General features: G+C 43.3%; 6 protein-coding genes. All 6 read left to right on the plus strand.

What is annotated here, in order from left to right:
* Positions 1–443 precede the first annotated feature (443 nt).
* Positions 444–1220, plus strand: coding sequence for a COP23 domain-containing protein (locus tag HWQ58_RS21610; protein WP_292866987.1), 777 nt, complete (start codon positions 444–446; stop codon positions 1218–1220).
* Positions 1221–1609: 389 nt separating this feature from the next.
* Entirely contained in the window at positions 1610–6544 is a 4935-nt protein-coding gene (locus HWQ58_RS21615) for a putative Ig domain-containing protein (RefSeq protein ID WP_292866989.1), read from the plus strand.
* A 141-nt stretch (positions 6545–6685) separates the two neighbouring features.
* A complete protein-coding gene (locus HWQ58_RS21620) occupies positions 6686–12157 on the plus strand; it encodes a phytase (protein ID WP_292866991.1) in 5472 nt (1823 codons plus the stop codon).
* Between the two features lie 488 nt (positions 12158–12645).
* Positions 12646–17418: an esterase-like activity of phytase family protein gene (locus HWQ58_RS21625; protein ID WP_292866994.1), complete on the plus strand. Its 4773-nt coding sequence runs from the start codon at positions 12646–12648 to the stop codon at positions 17416–17418.
* A gap of 411 nt (positions 17419–17829) precedes the next feature.
* Positions 17830–20502, plus strand: coding sequence for an alkaline phosphatase family protein (locus tag HWQ58_RS21630; protein WP_292866996.1), 2673 nt, complete (start codon positions 17830–17832; stop codon positions 20500–20502).
* A 1511-nt stretch (positions 20503–22013) separates the two neighbouring features.
* Positions 22014–25502 carry a beta-ketoacyl synthase N-terminal-like domain-containing protein gene (locus HWQ58_RS21635; protein ID WP_292866998.1) on the plus strand — a complete coding sequence of 1163 codons (3489 nt, stop codon included), beginning with the start codon at positions 22014–22016 and terminating at the stop codon, positions 25500–25502.
* Positions 25503–25575 lie beyond the last annotated feature (73 nt).

The raw sequence follows: 25575 nt of genomic DNA on the forward strand, positions 1-25575 counted from the left end.
TGCTAGATGCAAGTTTTCAGCTTACCTGCTTTGTATACCAATTAGATAGCTAGGGGGTAATTTGTTATCTTTGGGCAGTGGAACAAATTGAACAGGAACGCCAGCAAAAAGAACGGCTAATTGCTTATTTACAATCTCAAGGTATCGATCTAAATAATTTGCCTTAGCATATATTATGGATACGTGGCCCCCAGCACGAAACGAATTCTTCGCACCCAGGCGATGGTGAGCGAGTAATTTAGAAAACCTAATTAACCATAATAGCTAGAATCGTTACATTTACGAAAAAGTGGAGCGTCATGCAAAAATTCAAGCACGGGTGAAAAAGCTACTCGCAGACGAAAAAGCACGAGATAAAAAAATAAGTTTTTGCTGAATCAAAAGCCAGAATTATTCGTCACTTAAACTATCAATTCCCTACTTATTTCTCCTGGAGGATGATTATGTCATCACAAATGCTGCGGTTGATATCTTTGGGCAGTCTTGGCTTATCTTTATGTCTGGGCAATTCGGCAGCAATGGCACAATATGATTCTAATGGCGATGGTGTAGTAGTACCAACAGTACCATCAGGCGGCACATCAGCACCAGTCCCAATAGACACATCGACAGGCGTACCACCCTCAGCTGACGGTACAACCCGGTTTACTTGTCAGACTTACAATGGACAGTATACTGTTATGTATCAGCCCCAAAGTCAACCAGGACAATTCTTTCCTTGGGCAGCGCCTGCGGCTTTGGGCGGCGGTTGGGATGCACAAAGGCGTTGTGCAGCAATTGCTAGCCGTTTAGAACTTTATCGCCCAGATGGCTTACAAGAACTCCAGACAGCCGTAGAAAATAACGAAAATATTGTTTGCGTCACAACTGAAACTAACCCAACCTGTAGAATTGTGCTAACAGTCCCCAATGGGAAAGATCCGTATGTTATCCGCAATAGCATTTTTCAAAACTTGACTACTGCTGACAGTGGACAGCAGACTATAGCCGTTAACACTTATGGCGATCGCAGTAGTGGAGGCAACGAATTATATAATTTAGGACGTACACTTCTAGGCGGTGGCAATAATCGGGTTAGTTCATCTAGAAGTGCGATTAATTTGAAACCTTTCCTTGATCGCCAAGATGGCGGTACTGGAAACAATTTGCGGAGTGGAGTAGCAATTCGTCGTCAGTCTCAACCTAACGGTGCTCGTCTAAATCCTGGTAAGTTCCGGTAAGCAAGAGTGGCTTTTAATACAAAATGACTTTCAAATAAAAAATATCCAACTACTTCTTGTGGGGCGGGCATCTTGTCCGCCTTTTTTTATGAGCGTGAAGTTGCTGTCCCCCGACTTATTACAAGTATATTCTGAGGGCAACTCACTACCAAATATTTGTTCTTTTAACCTTTTGCTAGCGGTTTCTTAACATTCCTGAGATAACTTGAGGTTGCTGAATATGGATTAATACAAGTAAATTACGTAGCTTTTTTTACTAAAAAATAGTTTTTTTGATAGTGATACTGCGATTTTCAATATGACTTGATTATGTTTACAAATTATTCCTGAATATCGGCTCTTCAAGGGGTTCTTAAACAATACAAAATAAATTGAAGGAGACGTTATTAATGGCTTTGACACAAGGCGATATTGCTTTTATCTCTTTCAATGCCGATGAAGATGGCTGGTCTATTGTCACATTTGTAGATATAGATCCGAATACTACCATTTACTTCACCGATAATGAAGCTACTAGCCTTACAGCTTTTAACACTGGGGAGTCATATTTTCAGTGGAACTCAGGAGTTAATACAATTAATGTTGGTACTGTAATTCGCTTCAGCGCAATTGACAATGCTGCTAATCTAGCAGCGTCAATCGGTACATTTAACCGAGTTAGCGTTTCTGGTAGTTCTAACTACGGTCTGAGTGCATCTAGTGATACTATTTATGCTTATCTTGGCAGTAGTGCTAATAGTCCTACTGTATTTCTGTCAGGCATATCAAATGATACTAACAGCCAAGGAACAACTGATTTAACTGCTGCGGGTTTAAGGATTGGGACTAATTCAATTTTGCTCAATAGTAGCGCTGATTACGGTGTATACAATGGCTCACGCAGTGGAGAGTCCAGTTTTGCAACCTATAAACTGCCTGTTAACAACGTCAACAATTGGACAGTCGATACCGTTAATGGGGACTATACTACGACAGTTCCGAACACCACAAACTTTGCGATCGCCAATGGAATTCCCACAGTCAACTTATCTGTCAACACTAACTCAGGAACTGAGGCCGGGACAACCCAAATTACCGTCACTGCTACGGCTTCTAGTGTTGTTTCTGGTAATCAAACAGTTAACTTGGCTGTAACGGGAACTGGCATCACAGCCACAGATTACAACCTCAGCAACACTGCGATCGCAATTCTTGACGGACAAACCGCAGGTTCAATCGCTTTCACCATTGTCGATGATGCTGTGATTGAAGGTACAGAAACCGCTACTTTAACCATCAGCAACCCTTCCCCTGGTATCAGCCTCGGCAACACTACTACTCAAAACATCACCATTACTGATAATGATCTGGTAGTGGGACAAGCCCCAACTATTCAACTAGATACAGCCAGCACCACAGACCTTTTAGATGCTAACGGTGCTTTGTCCGCGACAGGAACAGGGGCAATTAGCGGCGTGATTGGCAATGCCAACGATCCGGCAAAGACACTAGGTGTAAACTTTGTGATCGCTGACTCCGATACCCCTGTAGAAAATTTGACCGTTACAGTCACTAGCAGTAATACCGCAGTGGTTCCTAACGGGAATTTAACTCTAACTGGCACTGGAGTCAGCCGCAATCTGAAAATTAATCCTGCAAGTGTTAGTAATGCAAATATTACAGTAACCGTCAGTGATGGTATTAGTACGGCTGAGTATGCGATCGCATACTCAGCATCGGCGAATGACGGTACTGCCACAACTCAATTTTTAACGGGTACGAGTGATGCTTCTACAGCTATTCCCGTTGGCGGGACATTTTTCTTAGAAGCTGATGACGAAAATCAAGTTTTGCGCCTCTACGATGACAGCAAGTCGGGACTCCCTGTAACTGGCTTTGACTTCACAAGTTCTCTAGGACTGACACAGACTGACGGTTCTGGCGTGTTACGAGAAGTGGATCTGGAAGCTTCTACTAAGGTAGGCAATCGCATTTTCTGGTTAGGATCGCAAAGCAATAGCGATGATGGGAAGAATCGCCCTAACCGCGATCGGGTTTTTGCTACAGATATTAGCGGTACGGGAGCAGCCACTACACTTAGCTATGTCGGTCGCTACGACTTTTTAAAAGAAAACATCATCAACTGGGATGTGAATAACGGTCACGGTAAAGGAGCTAATTACTATGGCTTGGCTGCCAGCGCTGCAACTAATGTCGGCTCAAAGCAAGCGGACGGCTATAACATTGAAGGCTTGGAAATTGCCCCCGACAATATCACAGCCTATATCGCCTTTCGCGCTCCCCAAATTCCCCCTACTGAACGCTCCAATGCGCTCATCGTTCCCGTCACCAACTTCGCAAGCCTGATATCAGCTAGCGGTGGTGGTATACAAAGCTCGGCACAATTTGGCGCTCCCATTGAATTAGATTTAGGCGGTCGTGGTATTCGAGAAATTCGCAAAAATGCCAATAACCAGTATGTGATTATTGCTGGCCCAGCAGGAGATGCAGGAGCAGCACCCAATGATTTCCGCCTCTACACTTGGGATGGCAAACCCAACAGCGCTCCGCAATTGCGTGCAGCAACATTTTCTGCCAGCTTCAACCCAGAAGGAATTATTAGCATCCCTGATAACTTAACAAATACCTCTCAAATTCAATTCCTCAGCGATGATGGCAACAGCGTTCTCTACAACGACGGTACAGCAGCCAAAGATTTATCAGAGAACAATTTCAAAAAGTTTCGCACCGATAGTATTACACTTGGCGCTGTAGTTTTCACTCCTCGCATTCATGACATCCAGGGCGCATCTCACATCTCTGGGTTAAACGGGCAAAAAGTCGCTGATGTCGCGGGAATTGTCACAGTCCTAAAATCTAATGGCTTCTATTTGCAAGACCCCAACCCAGATAGCGACGATCGCACCTCGGAAGGTATTTTTGTTTTCACCTCATCAGCACCAACTGTGCAGGTGGGCGACTTTGTACTAGTTGACGGTACGGTGAGCGAGTTCCGTCCTGGTGGTGCTACCAGCGCCAATCTGACTACTACTGAAATTATTAGCCCCACAATTGCTAAACTCTCCAGTGGCAATGCTTTGCCAACTGCCACAATTCTGGATAATGGCGGTAGAACTATTCCAACGTCGGTAATTGATAACGATACCACTGGTAATATCGAAACTGGAACGACCACCTTTGACCCTGCCCAAGATGGCATTGATTTCTACGAAAGTTTGGAAGCAATGCGAGTACAGGTAAATAATCCTGTAGCAGTTAGTCCGACTAATTCTTTTGGGGAGATTTGGTTACTGGCAGACAATGGCGTTAATGCTACCGGACGCACAGCAAGCGGTGGTGTCGCGATTAGTCCCAATGATTTCAATCCAGAGCGCATCCAAATTGATGATACCCTATTTTCCTCTGGTAGCTCACCCCAGGTTAATGTCGGTGCTACATTCAGCACGATTACGGGTGTGGTTGATTATAGTTTCAGCAACTACGAAGTTCTGCCCACCTCAGTGACAGTGACTTCTAACACGCTGAACAAGGAAGTTACTAATTTAACTCCCACCACTGACCAACTGACAGTTGCTACCTTCAATGTCGAAAACCTTGACCCCGGCGATGGTGCAACCAAGTTTAACAACCTTGCCAGCCGCATTGTCAATAATCTCAAAGCACCAGATATCATTAGTCTCGAAGAAATTCAGGACAATAACGGGCCGACGAACGATAGCGTAGTTGATGCTAGCACCACCTTCCAAACATTAATTGATGCAATTACTGCTGCTGGTGGCCCCACATATCAATATCGCCAAATTAACCCAGTAGACGATACGAATGGCGGTGAACCTGGTGGAAATATCCGAGTGGGTTTCTTGTTTAATCCCAATCGTGTCAGCTTTGTAGATCGTCCCGGTGGTACTTCCACTTCCAACACCACAGTCAGCAATGTTTCTGGTGTTCCTACAGTTTCTAATAGTCCTAGTTTGATTGACCCCAGCAACTCCGCCTTTACTAGCAGTCGTAAGCCCTTAGTTGGTGAATTTACTTTCAAGGGGAAAACTGTTTACATAATTGGCAACCACTTTAATTCTAAAGGTGGCGACCAACCGCTATACGGGCCAAATCAACCGCCAACCCTCACCAGTGAAGTACAACGTCAGCAACAAGCGACGGTGGTGAAAAACTTTGTTGAGAGTATATTGGTGATCAACCCCAATGCCAACGTAGTAGTGGCTGGTGACTTAAATGACTTTGAGTTCTCCAACCCCGTCAGCATTTTAGAAAGCGCTGGACTGACTTCTCTAATTAAAACCCTGCCTCAAAATCAGCATTACACCTACAACTTTGAAGGCAACGCCCAAACCCTTGACCACGTTTTAGTTAGCAACAACTTACGCAGCAAGCTAGATGGGTATGATGTAGTTCACGTTAACTCAGAGTTTGCCGATCAAGATAGTGACCATGACCCTAGCGTGGCTCGGTTTAATCTGGCTAAAAACAATGCTCCCACAGTGCAACCGCTTGACGACCAAATCATCTCTACTAACAAACCCTTCTCTTTCAATGTCAGTAACAAATTTGCTGACATCGATGGCGATCCCCTCACCTACAGCGCTACGGGCTTACCTACTGGATCTAGTATTGTTACTAATACAGGTGTGATATCTGGTACTATCTGCCAAATTGGTATCTTCGGAGTCACAGTTACAGCTGCTGATGGCCAAGGAGGTAATGTTAGCGATACCTTTGACCTAACTGTTGCCAATAATAAGGCGACATCTGGCAATGATATCATCTTTGTCAGCGAACTTACTGGTTTAAACAAATACATAGTCAATGTTCTAGCTGGGAGCGATCGCGTCATCGGCACTAATAACAATGAGTTAATCGACGGTGGATCGGGCAACGATTACCTTGATGGCAAGGGAAGCGCCGACGTACTCCTTAGCGGCGATGGCAATGACACAATCTTAGGTGGGCTTGGCAGTGACGGACTTTCTGGGGACAATGATAATGACCGTCTGATTGGTTGGGGGGGTGGCACAAACGAAATCGACCTCCTCAACGGCGAGCAGGGTGCAGATACTTACGTCTTAGGTGATGCCACTTCAGTTTTTTATACTAGTTCTCGCAACAATGATTATGCTGATATTCTCAGCTTCCAAGCAAGCGATCAAATTCAGCTTAAGGGAGTTGCTAACAATTACTCACTAAAGTCAGTTCGATCGGCTGTGGGCATTTTCACCAACAATGGAGCGGAATTGATTGCTGTTGTGGAAAACGGGTTAAACCGCAATACGAATTTGGCAACAGATACTCGTTTCGTTTTTGTTTAACGCAGATTTAATAGGACTTACGCAAAATAGCTCTCAAACTCCGATTTCTTTGTGTACTCTGCGCCTCTGCGGTTCCTTATTCCTCACTCCCAATTTTCAAAGCAGTCTCATTCACGTCTAGAATCTATTTCAGAATTAAACATGGTAACTACTAATACAATTCGCTTTTCCCAGTTCAACGCTTCTTTAAACCGTAATGCTGAAGGTCAGTTAGTCAGTGACTTATCTACCCCTGACAATGCTCAGGTAAAGGCGGTTGCTGAGATTATCCAGCGCAATAACCCAGATGTATTGCTAATTAACGAGTTTGACTACTCCCCGGAGGCAGTTCAACTATTCCGGCAAAATTACTTAGCCGTTAGCCAGAATGGTACAACTCCCGTTGACTACCCCTACTTCTATATCGCTCCTTCCAATACAGGTATTGCCTCTGAGTTTGACTTAAACAACGACGGTACAGCAGTTACAACCCCAGGTGCAGCAGGATACGGCGATGATGCTTTTGGATTTGGAAATTTCCCTGGTCAATACGGGATATTGCTGCTGTCCAAATATCGTATTGACACTGCCAACATCCGCACCTTCCAAAACTTCCTTTGGAAGGATATGCCCAGTGCCTTACTTCCCGACGATCCGACAACCCCACAGCCAAATGATTGGTATTCTGACCAGGAATTGGCAGTTCTACGCCTTTCTTCTAAAAGTCACTGGGATGTACCCATCCAGGTAAACGGCGAGACAATTCACATCCTCGCCAGCCACCCCACACCCCCAACCTTTGATGGCGCGGAAGACCGCAACGGTAAGCGCAACCATGACGAGATCCGCTTTTGGGCAGACTATGTTACCCCTGGTAATGGTAATTACATTTATGATGACGAGGGTAAAACGGGTAGTATTGATGCTGGGTCAAGCTTTGTGATTGTGGGCGACCAAAATGCCGATCCGTTGGATGGTGATAGTTTTGACAACGCTATTCGCCAACTGTTGCAAAATCCTAATATCAATACTAATGTCATTCCTACCAGTCTGGGTGGTTTCCAACAAACAGACTTACAAGCTGGTGCAAACGCTAGCCAAAAAGGTAATCCTAGCTTTGACACCGCAGATTTTGCCGATACCACTCCCGGAAACCTGCGGACTGACTATGTGCTACCCTCAACTGATCTAACAATTGCCGACTCAGGAGTATTTTGGCCTCTAAATACCGATTCGACGTTTCTCTTGGTAGGTACTTTTCCTTTCCCCAGTTCTGACCATCGCTTGGTGTTTGCAGATGTACAAACTGGGCCAACTAAAGCAGGTAAAACCATTCCCAGTATAGGATTTCTAAAACAAACTACCTTTGTTACTGGCTTTATTCCTGCTGACGCGGCGGGAACTGTGAATGGGGTACAGACTCCAGCGGGTGGATTATCTGGTGTTACCTATGATCCTGCGAATAACCGCTATTACGCTATCTCAGATGATCGCTCCCAAGTTGCCCCTGCCCGTTTTTATACCTTCACTGCCACCGATTCCGGGGTGACTTTTACTAATGTTACTCCCCTAAAAGATACCAAAGGCAACTTTTTTGCAACCAACAGCCTCGACACAGAAGGTATTGCTTTAACTAACAATGGCACAGTCTTCATCTCTTCAGAAGGCGAAGTTAATCCTGGTGCTGGTCGCGTTACTAATCCCTTTATTAAAGAGTTTTCGCTGACTACAGGGCAAGAAGTGGCATCGCTACCTGTCCCCAGCAAATTCCTACCAGTAGTTGAAGATACCAATAACGACGGCGTTGTAGATATAGGTGATATGCAGACATCAGGTGTTTACAATAACTTAGCCTTTGAAAGCCTCACGATCACACCCGACCAGAAAACTTTATTCACCGCCACCGAAAACGCCCTTTCCCAAGATGGATTAAAGGCTTCACTTACCAGTGGCAGCCCTGCCCGAATTCTGCAATACAATTTAGTTACTGGACAACCAGAAAAAGAATACCTCTACATTACTGATGCAATACCCGAATCGCCCGACCCTAGCACAGGCTCAGCTGACAATGGTTTGGCAGATTTACTAGCAATAGATAATCGTGGCACTTTCCTAGCGTTGGAACGCTCCTTTGCCCAAGGTGTAGGCAACACGATCAAAATCTACGAAGTTTCTTTGCAAGGTGCAACTGACATTAGTTTCGACAATTCTCTCAATAGTTTGAGTGCTGAAAAACTAGCTAGTATTAAACCCGCTCAAAAGCGCTTACTATTGAATTTAACTGACCTGAATCTGGCTACTGATGTAAACCACCCGATTACAGGAGTGGATAACATTGAGGGTATTGCCTTCGGCCCCAAACTAGCAGATGGTCGTCAGTCCATTGTGTTAGTGAGTGATAACAACTTTGGTAGCACTCAATATACCCAAATCCTTACCTTGGGTGCAGACTTAGTTCCCACTGCTGCACCCACACTAGAAACTCGCCCTGCTTTATTTGACGATGACGATCCAGCACTGCCTGCTGTAAATCAAAATGCTGATGCTGATGACCCTGCTATTTATGTTAATGCGACAAATGCTGCTGATAGCCTAGTATTAACCTCAGTCAAAAATGCTGGACTGCGGGTTTATGACCTGTCTGGTAATTTATTGCAAACAGTTAATCCCGGTGGTATTCGCTACAACAACATTGACCTGCAATACGGTTTTAAATTAGGCAATCAATCTATTGATATTGCCTTAGCTAGCGATCGCCAAAATGATAAACTAGCAATCTTCAAAATTAACCCCAACCCCACCACTCCCCGTCAGTATTTGGAAGATATCACCGATAGCAATATTGGTACTATTTTCCAAGGATTGCCTTTTGAACCTCCTTATTCTGCATCCACTCGCAGTTCTTACGGACTTGCCCTATACCGTAGCCCCGAAACTAATGATTACTATGTTTTTACCAGTCGCCGACAAACTGGAGATATCGCTCAGTTCAAATTGATCGATAAAGGTAATGGCAAAATTGGAGCGGAACTGGTGCGGGAGTTCACCATCCCCTCGCCCACCACAGCAGAGCGTTCTCCCCAAACAGAGGGTATGGTGGTTGACCAAGAAACCGGCTTTCTCTACATAGCCCAAGAAGATGTGGGCATCTGGAAATTCCAGGCAGAACCGGACGGTGGTACAACAGGCAAGCTAATCGATCGCGTTCGTTTTGAGGGTGGTTCTCACCTCACCGATGATGCCGAAGGGTTGACCATCTACTACGGCAAAAACGGCACAGGCTACTTGCTAACATCCAGCCAAGGCGATAGCACCTTTGTAGCCTACACTCGTGAAGGTAATAACGAATACGTGGGTAACTTTGCCATTGGTAACAATGGGTCAATTGATAGCGTGCAAGAGTCAGATGGTGCTGATGTCATTAACGTGCCACTGGGGTCTAACTTCCCATTTGGTTTATTTGTCACCCAAGACGGCTCCAATGAACCTGCCAAGACCATCGATGGCGAAAATGTCAGTTCTAACTTTAAGCTGGTGCCTTGGGAAAATATTGCCAATTCTTTCCCTAATTCTTTAAATATCGACACTACTAGTTACGATCCTCGCAATCCTACCGCCCAACCCAAACTGACTATCTATGAATTTGAAAACTTACCCAAACTAGGCACAACCTCTGAAAATCAAGATATTTTCTTAGGTGGTTTTTCTGGGTTGTATTTCCAAGGGTTTGCAGCAAATGGCAACCTGAAATTTGTCACCAACACAGACCGTGGCCCCAATGGAGAACCTGATGGTGTCAAAAGACCATTTTTATTACCCGATTTCCAGCCAGAAATAGTTAGCTTTGAACTCAACCGCACCACAGGTGAAATCAGCATTACCAACAGAACAAAGCTATTTTGCCAAGATGGAACAACGCCATTAACGGGACTACCTAACTTGCAAGGTGTAGGAAACGGTTTAGCCTACACAGATGAAATTGCCGTTGACTTAGACAACAAGGTTCTAGCTAACGATCCTTTGGGTGCTGACTTAGAAGGAATTGTAATTGCAGAAAATGGAGATTACTGGTTGGTGGATGAGTACCGTCCGGCAATTTACCACTTTGATGTTAATGGTAAGCTGATCGACCGCTTTATCCCTCAAGGAACTGCTACTGCACCCAACCCAGATCAACCTTCAGGAACTTTTGGCACAGAGGTATTGCCAGAAGTTTATGCCCAACGTCGCAATAACCGAGGATTTGAAGCTGTTGCACTAGAAGGTAATAAATTATATGCCTTTATTCAGAGTGCGATCGATAATCCAGATGTTGCCAATGATGCGACTTCTAAAGCTTCTCTCAACCTGCGAATTCTAGAGTTTGATATTGTCAGCAAGCAGGTAACAGGAGAGTATTTATATCGCCTAGAAGGTCTACCAGGAACCGATAAGATTGGCGATGCAGTTTCTTTGGATAACGGCAAATTTGCAGTAGTTGAGCGAGATGACAATGCTACATCTGCTGGCAATAAATTAATTTACCAAATTGATTTAGCTGGGGCGACCAACATCAACAACCTTACTAACTTTACCTTGCCAGTTGGTAAAACTATTGAACAACTGACCTCTGCGGAGTTAGCTACTGCCAATATTACCCCTGTCAGCAAGAGTTTGATTGCTAATGCTGCTCAGTTGGGTTACACCGGGGTGGAAAAGTTAGAAGGTCTAGCATTGGTCGCACCCAACACCCTAGCCTTGATTAACGACAACGACTTCAACATTACGGGTAATACGGCTGCTGAGAAACTTGGCATTCTTGAACTACCCAATAACCTGACAACTGTGCAGCCTACTTTCCCGAACGGTTTTGGTTCTAGCAACAGCGATACTGTCAATCTTGAACCAGGACAATTCTTTAATGCAGGTGACGGAGCAGACTTTATAGAAGGCGCTCAAGATAACAAAATCCTGGCTGGAAACGGTGATGATACAGTGCTTGCAGGAAGCGACTCTTCAGTTTTCGGAAATGACGGTAACGATCGCATATTTATTGGTCAAAATGGCTCGGTTCAAAATACTAGTGCTGATGGTGGCATTGGTGATGATGTTATTACCGTGGTGGAAGCCAGTGGTAGCAATAATTTGTTTGGAGCAGCAGGTGATGATAATCTCACAGTAATTGAAGGTACTCGTCAATCATTATTCGGTGGCTCAGGTAACGATACCCTCACGAGTAACGGTAGCAATAACCGTCTCTATGGTGGTTCTGGCAATGACAAACTCTTCTCTAATGTCAATGACTCCCTGTTTGGTGGCGATGGTGATGATGTGTTATTTGCTAGTCAACAGGGTAGCGATCCCTACGGGGGGCTGCGCCAACGCCTCAGTGGTGGTACTGGTGCCGATCAATTCTGGATTGCTAACGCCAGTCTACCAACTAGCAAGAACATTGTGACTGATTTTGCGATCGGCATTGATAAAATCGGTCTTGGCGGTGTTGGTATCGCTCAATTTAGTGCTTTAACACTGTTGCAACAGGGTAGTGACACCTTAGTGAAAACCGGGAATACCGAATTAGCTTCATTGCTGGGAATTACATCAAATATTCTCACAGCAAATGACTTCGTTTTCTCTGCCAGTATTGTCGCTTAATTTGTTCGCCTTGTTACAGCTTCATTACACAACCAAAGTTAATGAAGCTGTACTCCATTATTGTTGCAAAACCTATTAAAGATAAGGGTTACAAAGAAATTATTATCTGACGATACTGACAATAAATACATCATGGAAGTATATAGAAAACAACCTTTACTTCGTCAAAAATACGCATGAAGTTGTTAATCGTCTATTAGGTGCAAGATTACAATACAAGATTTCTTAACCAGCCCACAATTTTTTCACAACTTTGGCTATGTATGTTAATTAATATGCAATTTTAATCGTTAATTTTGATACCAAAACGCTCTAGTGAGAAATCAATTGTAGTGGTGGTTGAAATTTAATAGTTCAGACTCAACAAGCTTACAAGTCAATTACATCTTTGAAGCCTAAAACTATTAGTTTTTACTCACCATATTACTTTTTTGATTCCACTGGAGCGAAGACCATCTCAACAATTAAACACAGGGAGATTCTCTTTCATGGCTAAGAACGTCATCATTATGATTGGAGATGGTATGGGCTGGGAAATGGCTCGTGCTGCATCAATCTATAAAGAGATTCAAAATGGAAAGACAGGTGCTAATTTAAGCGATTTTTATACACAAGGTAAGGGTCAAGGACTTAACTTTCAAACACTCCAAGGCTACGGTTTGGCAACCACCTATGGGACAACGATCGCTGATAGTAATGGAGTTTTTAGTACTGCTAATTCCGCTCTTGACGGGACTAATCCGATCACAGGAGAAAGCCTAGTTCGCCCTGGTTTCACCTTCGATCCAACTTTTAACCCAGGTAATACCCCAACAGGTAGAGCAAAAGTCAGTGATGGTGCTGTTGGGAATCTAGTAGGTTATGACCCTACCAGAGGTGGTGTTAATCCTTGGACTCCTGGTAACGATCCTGAATATATTAAGTACAGCTATCCTGACTCTGCAAACACCGCTACAACTCTGTACACTGGGGTCAAGAGCTACAACAACGCTGTTGGCGTTGATATTTTTGAGAATCCTCTAGAAACAATTCTCAAAACTGCAAACGAAGTTGGTAAATCTACTGGTTTAGTAACTTCAGTTCCCATTGACCACGCGACACCTGCTGCTGCTTCTGCCAACGTTAACCGTCGCAGCAAGTATGATGCTGACTATCCAGCATTAGACAACATCCTGCAACAGCAACTCCGTGTCTATCAACCGACGGTATTACTTGGTGGTGGACACCCACTTTCAGCTCCTGGAGACTTACTACCAGCAGGGGTTGAGCCGAATACGAGCAATGAATATATTAGTCAATCTACCTACACAGAACTTAGCACTAAACCAACAAACAACCTCTACGATTACACCTTTTTGGAGCGGGGTGAAAATGCCGCACAGAAACTCGCTGAAACTGCGGCGACAATCGATCCAGAAAAAGGCGATCGCCTCTTCGGTCTATACGGTGCACGTGGTCAAAATGGTAACTTGCCTGTAAGTTCTGCCAACGGCGACTACAGCACCACTGGTTTAGATATGTTCAGCGTTTTCACTAACCAAGGTGATAACACCAAAGTGGACACCACACGTCCACTGCTTCCTGGAGAGACGGATGCATCTTTCATTGCCAAAGAGGTTAACGAAAACCCAACCCTCAATGACTTGACAAGTGCTGCATTAAATGTATTGGGTAAAGACCCCGATGGTTTCTGGTTAATGGTTGAAGGTGGCGATATCGATTGGTCTGCCCATGATAACAACATGGACAATTTGATCGGCACCACATTAGACTTCGATAAGGCAGTCGGATCTACAATTGACTGGATCGAAAAAAATGGTGGTTGGGAAGAAAACCAACTTATCGTTACTGCTGACCACGATCACTACCTGACTCTTAATGGTGACTTTCCGACTTTAGTAAAAAATCAAGGTGCTGAAGCATTAACCAATTTGGATACTCCAGCAGAAGTTGGACACTATTGGGGGTCAGATCCTACTGTCAAGTATGGTTGGGGAACTCACACTAACCGTCCGGTACCTGTTTACTACCAAGGTGCTGGTTCTGAAGTGTTAAACAGCTTGGTAGGTAAAGGTTATAACGCCTACGGTTCTGATATTCCAGGAATTGCGGGTTTAAACGATCAAACCCACATCTACCAAACGATGTTTGCCTCAATAGTGCCAAAAGTTGAGTTAGTAGGCTTTGCCTCATTACCTGCTGATACTTTTAGTGATGGGCCTGCTTCTGGCGAAGATGTTTCAGCCAATGGTAGAACCGGGCCTTTCCCAGGACAGCCAATACAAGGCTTTAGTGGTGTTCAATTTGCTAACAACAACTCTTTCTACTTCCTGTCAGATAACGGTTACGGTAGCAAAGATAATAGTGCAGATTTTCTATTGCGAATCAATCGTCTAGACCCAAATTTTAAGGGAACAGAAAATGGAGACGGCAGCGTTAAAGTTTTAGACTATATTCAACTGTCTGACCCTAACCACAAAGTTCCTTTTGGAATTGTTAACGAAGGAACTAATGACAGATTACTAACTGGTGCAGACTTTGATGTAGAGTCATTCGTCTTTGATAAAGATGGGACAATCTGGATTGGAGACGAGTTTGGCTCCTACTTACTGCATTTTGATGCCACTGGTAAGTTATTAGAGGTTCCCATTGCTACACCCGACCAATTCAAAACGTTAGATGGAGAAGCACCTAAAGTTATTGGTCATAGAGGTGCAAGTGGCTATCGTCCAGAACACACCTTAGAGTCTTACAAGCAAGCAATTGAGCGCGGCGCTGACTTCATTGAGCCTGATTTGGTTGTGACAAAAGATGGTGTGCTAATTGCCCGCCATGAGCCAGCTTTAGCAGTTTTGAATGCTGATGGCACTGTCAATTTCAACAACACAACCACAGATGTTTACAAGCATCCAGAGTTTGCCGATCGCAAAAAAACGGTAAGTTTAGATGGAAACACAATTACAGGTTGGTTTGCTGAAGACTTCACTTTAGCCGAAATCAAGACTTTACGCGCAGAAGAGCGTCTACCTTTCCGCGATCATTCCTACGACGATAAATTTGAGATTCCTACTCTTACGGAAATTATCGATTTAGTTAAGCAAGTAGAAGCCGACACAGGTAAAAAGATTGGCATCTACCCAGAAACTAAGCATCCGACTTACTTTGCCGGTGAAGCTACCTATGTAGGCACCACGGACAAAATAAACAGAAACACCAGTCAGTTACTCATCAATACGCTCAAGGCAAATAATTTTACCGATCCCAGTCGGATTTTTATCCAGTCCTTTGAAGTAAGTAACCTCAAAGAACTGCACGATCGCATTATGCCTGCGGCAGGGGTAGATATTCCACTTGTCCAACTTCTAGATGCCAGTGACATTGACATCAACGGCAAGATTATCGAGAGTCAGCCTTATGATTTGAAAGTCAGTGGTGACACTCGCACTTATGGCGACTTACGAACTCCAGAAGGTTTAGCTGAAGTTGCCACTTATGCTGATGGCATTGGCCCTTGGAAGCGGATGATTGTTAGCGTCAAAGGTACTGATGCTAACAATGATGGCAAAGCCGATGATGTCAATAACGATGGAGTAGTTGATGATGCCGACAAGACAACATTACCTCCCACTACTTTAATTCAAGATGCTCACAATGCAGGGTTGCAAGTTCATCCTTACACCTTCCGGGCGGAAGATCAGTATTTAGCAGCAGATTACAATGGCAAGCTAGAGCTAGAAATTCAGCAGTTCTATCAATTAGGTGTAGATGCGCTATTTACAGATTTCCCAGATATCGGGGATAAAGTACGGGATCAACTCAGAGACGATCCTGAATATAATGTAGTGCGATCGCCACAAAATCCCGATGTGCTTTCAGGTGATGCTTTTGCTAACTTGGGTGGCTCCAAAGGTTTTGAAGGTGGAGCAATTAACGCCAGTAAAACCAAGCTTTATTTTCTTCTAGAAGGTACGGTTCAAGGCGATACTCCCGGTGCTTTGCGGATTAACGAATTTGATCTCGCTAGCCACAAATACAGCGATCAGTTACGTTACTACAGATTGGATAATCCGTCAAATGCGATCGGGGATTTAGCAGTCATTAATGATAATGAATACCTAGTCATTGAACGGGATAACAATCAAGGGGCTGCGGCTAAATTTAAGAGGATCTACAAAATAGATTTGTCTAAAACAGATTCTAACGGCTATGTCGCTAAAGAAGAAGTTGCAGACTTGTTAAATATCAAAGACCCCAACGACCTGAATGGGGATGGTAAGACCACCTTCGATTTCCCATTCCAAACTATTGAGAATGTTCTGGTTGTTGACAAAAACACTATTTTGGTCGCTAATGACAACAATTATCCCTTCTCTACAGGTCGTCCTGGGAACGATCCTCAAAATCCAGTCATAGACAACAATGAAATTCTACAGCTAAAACTGGAGAAGCCCCTTAATCTTGCTCCTGGCTTAGGTCAACCTCAAGCTGAAGAAATTAATTTTGGCTCCACTACCAGTGATGATATTACTGTTGAGCCAAATCAAACCTTATTCACAGGTAACGGAGCAGACTTTGTAGAGGGTACTAAAGGTAACACAATTCAGACTGGAAACGGTGAAGACACGGTGCTAGTCGGTAGTAACTCCTCGGTGTCCACAGGAGACGGTAACGATCAAATCTTAATTGGCGCAAATGGCCCTGCAAACAGCACTAATGCTGATGGTGGTGCTGCTGATGATGAAATTACCGTAGTAGAAGCCAATGGTACTAATAATTTACTTGGGGCAGCAGGTAATGATACTTTGACAGTTGTTGAAGGTTCGCGTCAATTATCCTTTGGTGGCTCAGGTAACGATACTCTCAAGAGTCAAGGTAGCAATAACCGTCTCTACGGTGGTTCTGGTGATGACAAACTCTTCTCTAGTGTGAATGATTCGCTATTTGGTGGCGATGGTGATGATGTGCTATTTGCTGGTCAAGGGGGCGGCGATCGCCTCAGTGGTGGTACTGGTGTCGATCAATTCTGGATTGCTAACGCCAGTCTGCCAACTAGCAAGAATATTGTGACTGATTTTGTGATCGGCATTGATAAAATCGGGCTGGGCGGTGTTGGTATCGCTCAATTTAGTGCTTTAACACTGTTGCAACAGGGTAGTGATACTATCGTGAAAACTGGAAATACAGAATTGGCTTCGTTGCTGGGAATTACAGCAACTAGCCTTACAGCAAATGATTTCGTTTTTTTTGCTAGTGTCGTTTAGCCAAAAGATAGATTACAGCTTAGATTCAACATTCATTCATTAGTTAAGCTGTAGCGATTTTGCTAATGCGGGGGAATCATATTCCCTCGCTTTTTATATCTATTAGTAATTTTGTCTTTAAAAATTATTCTACTTTTTGTCCCAAATCTTAACTTGTTTATAACTTTCCTTAAACATTGAAAAACTATCTTTTGAAACAGTAACCAAAATTAAGTTTATTTAATTGTCTGCACTAGTTTGTGTGGACACTAAGCATTTTGTCGCCAAATACTACTTAGGTTTCTGTAGCCAATAATTTTTTGCTTGGGTTGAGTGTAATTAATCGCTCAGTCTATAAACACACAATTGCTGCGTAGGCGTAGCCATCTGTAGGCATCGCTCGTAGATCACAATACTTAAGGAGTAATCGGTATGGCTGATACAAATGGCAACGGTAGAAATGTGATTATTTTTGTTGCAGATGGCTTGCGTAACGGTTCTGTAAACCCCATTGATACCCCAACTTTATATAGCATCCGTCAGCAAGGAGTTAGTTTCGCCAATAGTCATTCGCTATTTCCGACATTTACCACCCCGAATGCTGCTGCGATCGCCACGGGACATTATCTTGGTGATACAGGTGACTTTAGTAACACTATCTACACTGGTTTTCCTAGTGCTAATGCCAATGGTAGTGTCACGCCATTCATCGAAAATGATGCGGTTTTGGGGGATATCGATGAAAAGTTCCCAGGTAACAACTTTTTAGATGAAGAGTCACTATTAGCTTACGCGCGATCGCAGGGTTTCAACACCGCAGCCGTTGGTAAATTAGGGCCAGTTGCCATCCAAGATGTTACACAAGTTAACCGAGAAGGTGGTACTACGGGTACTATTCCTACTCCCGATACAATAATTATTGATGATACTACAAATGGTGCAACACCGCCGACTACAGCCGCTGGTTCACCTTCTGGTGTTCCACTCGATCCAGATATTGTCAATCGCTTACAAGCCGCTGGTCTAGATGTAAAACCGACACCGCGAGTCCAACCAGCTGGTAACAACACAACTCCAGGCACCCTGAACGCCAACGTGGCTCAACAACAATACTTTGCAGATGCCACTACCAAAGTAATTTTACCCAAGTTTCAGGAAGATGCTAAATCATTCGCATTAGTTTACTGGTCAAGAGATCCTGATGGTACTCAACATAATCAAGGTGATAGCTTAAACACCTTGACACCAGGTATTAATGGCCCTACTTCCAAAGCTGGGGTCAAAAATGCTGATAATAATTTAAAGCAACTTCTTGACTATCTCAAAAGTACAGGCTTGGACAAGACTACTGATGTCTTTATTACTTCCGACCACGGTTTTTCTACCATCAGCAAACAAGCTATTGATAGCCAAGGCACAAAAACTACAAGTTATGCTGCCACCCAAACTTATGCAGGTGTAAATCCAGGATTTTTACCCGCAGGCTTTGTTGCGATTGATTTGGCTCACGATCTAAATCTACCTCTATACGATCCTAACCCTACGACTCTTCCCCCAGACCTGAACCACATTCAGTATGCCACTGTTGATGCTACACAAGGTCAACGCCCTATTTCTGGGAATGGTGTAATCGGAGGTACAGGTCAGGTAATTAATGGCCAACTTGACCCAGCTACAAAGATAGTTGTAGCTGCCAATGGTGGTTCTGACCTGATTTATCTACCTAATGGCAATGCTGATTTAGCTAAACAGGTAGTGAATTTGCTTTCGCAAAAAGACTACATCAGTGGTATTTTTGTAGACGATGCTTATGGAAACATCCCAGGTGCTTTACCATTGAGTGCGATCGGGCTAAAAGGTGATGCTCAAACACCAGTTCCATCTATAGTTATCAACTTCAAAACCTTTAGCAGCGACCCAAATAACCTAAACAACCCTCAAGCTCAAGTAGAAATTGCTGATACAACTTTGCAGCAAGGGCAGGGGATGCATGGCAGCTTTGGCCGAGGTGATACCTTCAATAATATGGAGGCTATTGGCCCTGATTTTAAACAAGGTTATGTGGACTATGCACCCGTCAGTAATGCTGATGTAACACCTACACTTGCTCGTATTTTAGGGTTAGAAATTCCCAGTAATGGCGATTTGAAAGGTCGTGTCATTACAGAAGCACTAGTGGGAGGCCCGGATGTAGTTCCCTCGACGAAAGAAGTCTTGACTTCGGAAGAAACTACTAATGGTCAAGCAACAATTCTCGATTCTCAGAGTGTAGGTAATACTCATTACTTTACAGCCGCAGGGTTTGATGGTCGCACTGTTGGACTAACAACACTAGACCTTCAATTTGGTACCAATAGTGATGATGTCACCCTTAAGCCAAATCAAACCTTATTTACAGGTGACGGAGCAGACTTTGTAAACGGTACTAAAGGTAATACAATCCAGACTGGAAGCGGTGATGACACGGTGGTAGTCGGTAGTGACTCCTCTGTGTCCACAGGAGAGGGTAACGATCAAATCTTGATTGGTGCAAACAGCCCTGCTAGCAACACTAGTGCCGATGGTGGTAATGGTGATGACGAAGTTACTGTAGTTGAAGCCAATGGTAGTAATAATTTATTTGGGGCAGCAGGTAATGATACTTTGACAGTAATTGAAGGTTCGCGTCAATTATCATTTGGTGGCTCAGGTAACGACACCCTCACCAGTAATGGTAGCAATAACCGTCTCTATGGTGGCTCTGGAAATGACAAACTCTTCTCTAGTGTGAATGATTCGCTCTTTGGTGGCGATGGTGATGACGTGCTATTTGCTGGTCAACAGGGTAGTAATAGGCTGAATGGTGGTGCTGGTGCTGACCAGTTCTGGATTGCTAACGCCAGTCTGCCAACTAGCAAGAACATTGTGACTGATTTTGCGATCGGTATTGATAAAATCGGGCTGGGCGGTATTGGCGTTACTCAGTTTAGTGCTCTAACCCTATTGCAACAGGGTGCTGACACTATCATAAAAACCGGAAATACAGAGTTGGCTTCATTACTACAAATTACCTCAACTAGCTTGAGTGCAAATGACTTCGTTTTCTCTGCTAGTGTTGTGGCTTAGCCTGTTCGGCTAGCGCTGCGTGGCAGAAATAACTATCAGTTGAAACAGCGGTTTTCAATTACGTAGACTACAGCAAATAGTTCGTTATTGTAGGGTGAGCATTAAAATGCCCACCCTATTCTCGTTTCACTGAAGTTCAACCTATCTCGAAAAAGTTACATTACTTATTAATTGTTAAAATCGCTGTATTCCTTGTTATTCAAGGTATTAATTATTATTGTTTTCTCAAACTAAACCTACGTACAGTTAATATTCCCATTGCAAATATCTCTAAAGTTTTAATTTTTAATGAAGATGTATTGAAAATAACTACGATTTTGAGGAAATAGGTCAAAATAGGAGAACTAAATATTAGAGCCAGTGCCCTTTCGTACAAACATTGTAAAACTGCGGAATAATTTGTTGCGAAATTCGTTTTTTAATATAATTTCAAAGTTAACGACAGAACTATACTTTGTAAGTTAAGAATACTAATGCTTAAGTATATAAAGGCTTAAGCATCCTTGCGTAGTGTTACAGCTACATTAATTTTCATACATCATTATGTTGGTTATCTCATACCTAATTTAGCTAAGAGTATGACTTCGTGTAGTAATTTTTTTAATTAATGGATATTTATGTGTTGACTTCTTTTTTATTTTGAGCGGTTTGATATTAAGTCATGTTTATACTGAAAATTTTAAATAGTAATTATCGGAAAATCTAAATCTTCACTTTACTGTAAGTTTATTCTTATAAAGGTTAATTATTCTGTATGATAATATCAGGAAATCCTGATATTATCAATTTTAATTTTATTTGTTTTTACAAATACTAGAAAATAACAATATTATATTAAGTACACCTAATTATTCGTTACTCATTTATCTCAGAACAATATCGTACTCAATTTATATAGTTCCCTGGTTTATCGAAAAATCTATATCGTTAATATACAAAAGTGTCTTTAATGTAAATTTTTGAATAACCTTTAATATTTCTCACTCAGTAATCATTCTGATTTTATATATTTTAGTAGTTACATTCAGGGTAAGCGCATTTCAAACCCTATTGAACGGTAGTTTTGGGGTTCACCCAAAGCACAAATAAGTTTAAAATTACTACACTGAGCCAAGGGGTGGGATTGACATTTTCGTCTTTATATGGCCAAAAAACATAAACAGCTATTTGAACCATGTTTTTTCAATCATTTATGACAATTCGTCCTATTTTGAATGAAAAATTAATATTTAGATAGAGCTTTAAGCTTTTTCTTTGTATCAAGAGTTACAAAACTAGATGTGCTTACCCTGAGTTACATTAACTGCATCGTTAACCCATAAATTGCTTAAGTGAAAAATGCAGCAACATTTAAAAACTACACATTTTGTAAAACAATATATTTTTTGCGGAAATTAAATTTGTATTCAAATCAGAATAGCCAGCCGTCTTCTCACAAGCTGCAAAATCGCGCCCAACGCCAACAAGCCGCTCGTACTCGTCGCCGTAATCATCAACAAGGTGTTTAAGCAATGGTAAATATGCAAGCATCCGAGAACCAAGATCCTATTGATGGTGTTGCCATTATTGGCATGGTAGGAAGATTTCCTGGCGCTGGAAATGTCGATGAGTTGTGGCGCAATCTGTGTGAGGGATTAGAGTCAACGACTTTTTTTGAAGATGAGGAACTAGATCCCAGTATTGATCCGAACCTTTGCAAAGATCCTAGCTACGTAAAAGCTAAAGGAATCATTTCTGGGGGAGAAACCTTTGATGCTGCATTCTTTGGCATTAATCCCCTGGAAGCTGTAGTTATGGACCCACAGGCTAGAGTTTTTCTAGAGTTGGTTTATGAAGCCCTAGAAAATGCTGGTTATGAATCAGAGTCTTTTGAGGGTTTGATTGGTTTGTACGCTGGTTGTGGTCAAAATACTTATTTTGCTAACCACATTTCTGGACGTATGGAAATTGTCGATCGCATCGGTGAATTCCAGACAATGCTAGCAAATGAAAAAGACTTTTTGACGACCCGTGCTGCTTACAAGCTCAACCTCAAAGGCCCAGCTGTCAGTGTCAATACAGCCTGTTCCACTTCTTTGGTAGCAGTCATTCAGGCTTGCCAAGCCTTAACCAGCTATCAGTGCGACCTGGCTATGGCGGGTGGTGTATCTATGACTACACCTCAAAACAGTGGTTATGTGGCTCAAGAAGACAGTATGTTGTCTGGTGATGGGCATTGTCGTCCCTTTGATGCCAGCGCTCAGGGCACAATGTTCAACAATGGCGCAGGAGTGGTTGTCCTCAAGCGTTTAGAAGATGCACTCAATGATCGCGATCGCATCTATGCAGTAATTCGGGGTTGTGGTATCAATAATGACGGTGCTGATAAGGTAAGTTTTACAGCTCCCAGTGTAGACGGACAAGCAGAGGCCATTGCGATGGCGCAAGCTTATGCCAACTTTCACCCAGAAACCATCTCTTATATTGAAGCTCACGGCACAGCTACACCCTTAGGCGACCCGATTGAAATTGAAGCGCTGACGCAAGCATTTCGTATACATACAGATGCTAAACAATTCTGCGCCATCGGCTCTCTTAAAAGCAATGTCGGACATTTAGTTACTGCGGCTGGGGTAGCAGGATTAATAAAAACCGCTCTTGCTCTGTATTATAAAAAGATTCCACCTAGTTTAAATTTTGAGGCTCCCAACCCCAAGATTGACTTTACCAACAGCCCCTTTTATGTCAATACCAAACTAGCTGAATGGTCAGAAGGTGAAACTCCACGACGAGCTGGTGTGAGTTCTTTTGGTGTCGGCGGTACTAATGCTCATATAGTGCTAGAAGAAGCGCCACAAATCCAAAGTTCAGGATCTTCGCGTCCACAGCAGCTATTGTTGCTCTCAGCAAAAACTAGTAAAGCCTTAGAGGCTGCAACAGCGAATTTACGGCAATATTTACAGTACAATGCCGAAATTAACTTAGCTGATGTAGCTTATACCCTACAGCGAGGGCGCAAAGCCTTCAACTACCGACGCAGTGTAGTTTGTCACGATATCACAGATGCGATCGCAGCCCTGCAATCTTTAGATCCAAATCAAGTAAATACCCGTCATACAGAAGTCCGCAATCCAGCCGTTGTCTTCATGTTCCCCGGACAAGGATCGCAATATGTGAACATGGGACTGAATCTCTACAACCGTGAAACTGTGTTTCAGGAGGTAGTAGATGAATGTGCTGAAATACTTAAACCTTTACTGGGCAGGGATTTACGAGAAATCATCTATCCTGTACCGAGCGATCGCGAAACTGCGGCTATCTACCTGCGGCAAACCTGCTTTACCCAACCAGCATTATTTGTCATTGAATATGCGTTAGCGCAACTGTGGCAAAGTTGGGGAGTCAAGCCGCAAGGCATGATTGGTCACAGTATTGGCGAATTTGTCGCTGCCTGTATTGCGGGTGTATTTACCTTAGAAGATGCGCTGATGTTGGTTGCAACTCGCGGTCGCTTCATGTGGGAGTTACCCGCAGGAGCTATGCTCTCAGTGCGCCTACCAGCCAAAGAGTTAGAGCCGCGATTGAATACAGAACTAGCGATCGCCGCAATTAATAGCCCTTCCCTGTGTGTAGTTTCTGGCCCCACAGAGGCGATTGCAGTTCTGCAAAAACAATTAGAAAGCGAAGAAGTTGTCTGTCGTCATTTACACACTTCCCACGCTTTCCACTCTCCCATGATGGATAGCATCATAGCCCCCTTTGCAAAGGTAGTTGGGAAGGTTAAATTATCACCACCCCAAATTCCCTTTGTTTCCACAGTTACCGCCGACTGGATTACAGCCCAGCAAGCAACCGATCCGATGTATTGGGCTACGCATCTACGCCAGACTGTGCGATTTGCTGAGGGCGTACAAACCCTATGGCAGCAGCCAAAACGAGTGCTGTTAGAGGTGGGGCCGCGAATCACAACGACGACCTTAGCCCGGCAACAAGCAAAAGATATTAAACAACAGATGGCGATTCCTTCTCTAGGTGATAACGCTGAGAATGAAGCCGAATGGACGGCATTACTCAAGGCAGTAGGACAACTGTGGCTAGCAGGAGTATCTATTGACTGGAGCAACTTCTATCAAAGAGAAACGCGACAACGAATTCCTCTGCCTACTTATCCCTTTGAACGCCAACGCTTCTGGATCGATCCTTTACCTCATCCCAATCGTGCAGCAACTCCCAAACTTTCAAATCCCCAGTTATTAGAAAAGGCCAAAACTCTGACAACATCTCCTCAGCAAAAACTCATTCCCCTGCTCAAAGAAACTATCGTAGAAACTTCTGGATTGGAAATCGCTAGTGTTGACGACTCGACAACGTTTTTAGAAATGGGATTAGATTCCTTATCTTTAATGCGAGTCGGGTTAGCTTTGAAGAAAAAATTTCAAGTCAAGATAACACTTAGGCAGTTACTAGAAATTTGCCCGAATTTAGAAACGCTAGCTGACTTAATCAATCAAGCCTTGTCTCCCGAAGCTTTATCCACACTAGGATTAACAGAAACTGTTGCAGATCCCACTCCAGAAGCACCATCACCAGCACTTACAATCACATCACCCACTTTGGTAGTCCACGAAGTTCATACAAATGGATCTGCACCTCAGATTTCTCCCCAACCAGCTGCATCTAGTTTCCTAGAAAATATAATTAATCAGCAGCTACAAATTATGAGCCAGCAATTAGCACTATTGGCTAATAACAGCCAATCAACAATTCCAGTTGTACCTGCAGTGACATCTGAAAATAATAGTATCAAGCCACAAAATGTTGTATCTGTTCCCCCAACCCAAACCAGCAAAGAATCAGCATCGGTAGACACAGAATCAGCAGAAGTTACCAATAACAGCCTACGCAATCGTCCTCCGCAACCTGATGCCAAATTAGGACGAGATCCCCAAGGGAACCCCGCTTGGTATATTCCTGATACTGAGCGACCTGGCAAATATCTACAAGTTGCCAGTTTTTCCTGAAGCGGGGGTAGTAAATATTTAGTAAAAAATTGATATGTCAATTACCTCCGAAAATTAGGTTTTGAACCGACCC

The organism is Nostoc sp. LPT, assembly GCF_017115165.1.
Taxonomy (GTDB): domain Bacteria; phylum Cyanobacteriota; class Cyanobacteriia; order Cyanobacteriales; family Nostocaceae; genus Nostoc.

What these genes read in the sequence shown, in the direction of transcription:
- HWQ58_RS21610 (WP_292866987.1), top strand. Translation starts at nt 444, where the DNA reads ATGTCATCACAAATGCTGCGGTTGATATCTTTGGGCAGTCTTGGCTTA.
- HWQ58_RS21635 (WP_292866998.1), top strand. Translation starts at nt 22,014, where the DNA reads ATGGTAAATATGCAAGCATCCGAGAACCAAGATCCTATTGATGGTGTT.
- HWQ58_RS21625 (WP_292866994.1), top strand. Translation starts at nt 12,646, where the DNA reads ATGGCTAAGAACGTCATCATTATGATTGGAGATGGTATGGGCTGGGAA.
- HWQ58_RS21620 (WP_292866991.1), top strand. Translation starts at nt 6,686, where the DNA reads ATGGTAACTACTAATACAATTCGCTTTTCCCAGTTCAACGCTTCTTTA.
- HWQ58_RS21630 (WP_292866996.1), top strand. Translation starts at nt 17,830, where the DNA reads ATGGCTGATACAAATGGCAACGGTAGAAATGTGATTATTTTTGTTGCA.
- HWQ58_RS21615 (WP_292866989.1), top strand. Translation starts at nt 1,610, where the DNA reads ATGGCTTTGACACAAGGCGATATTGCTTTTATCTCTTTCAATGCCGAT.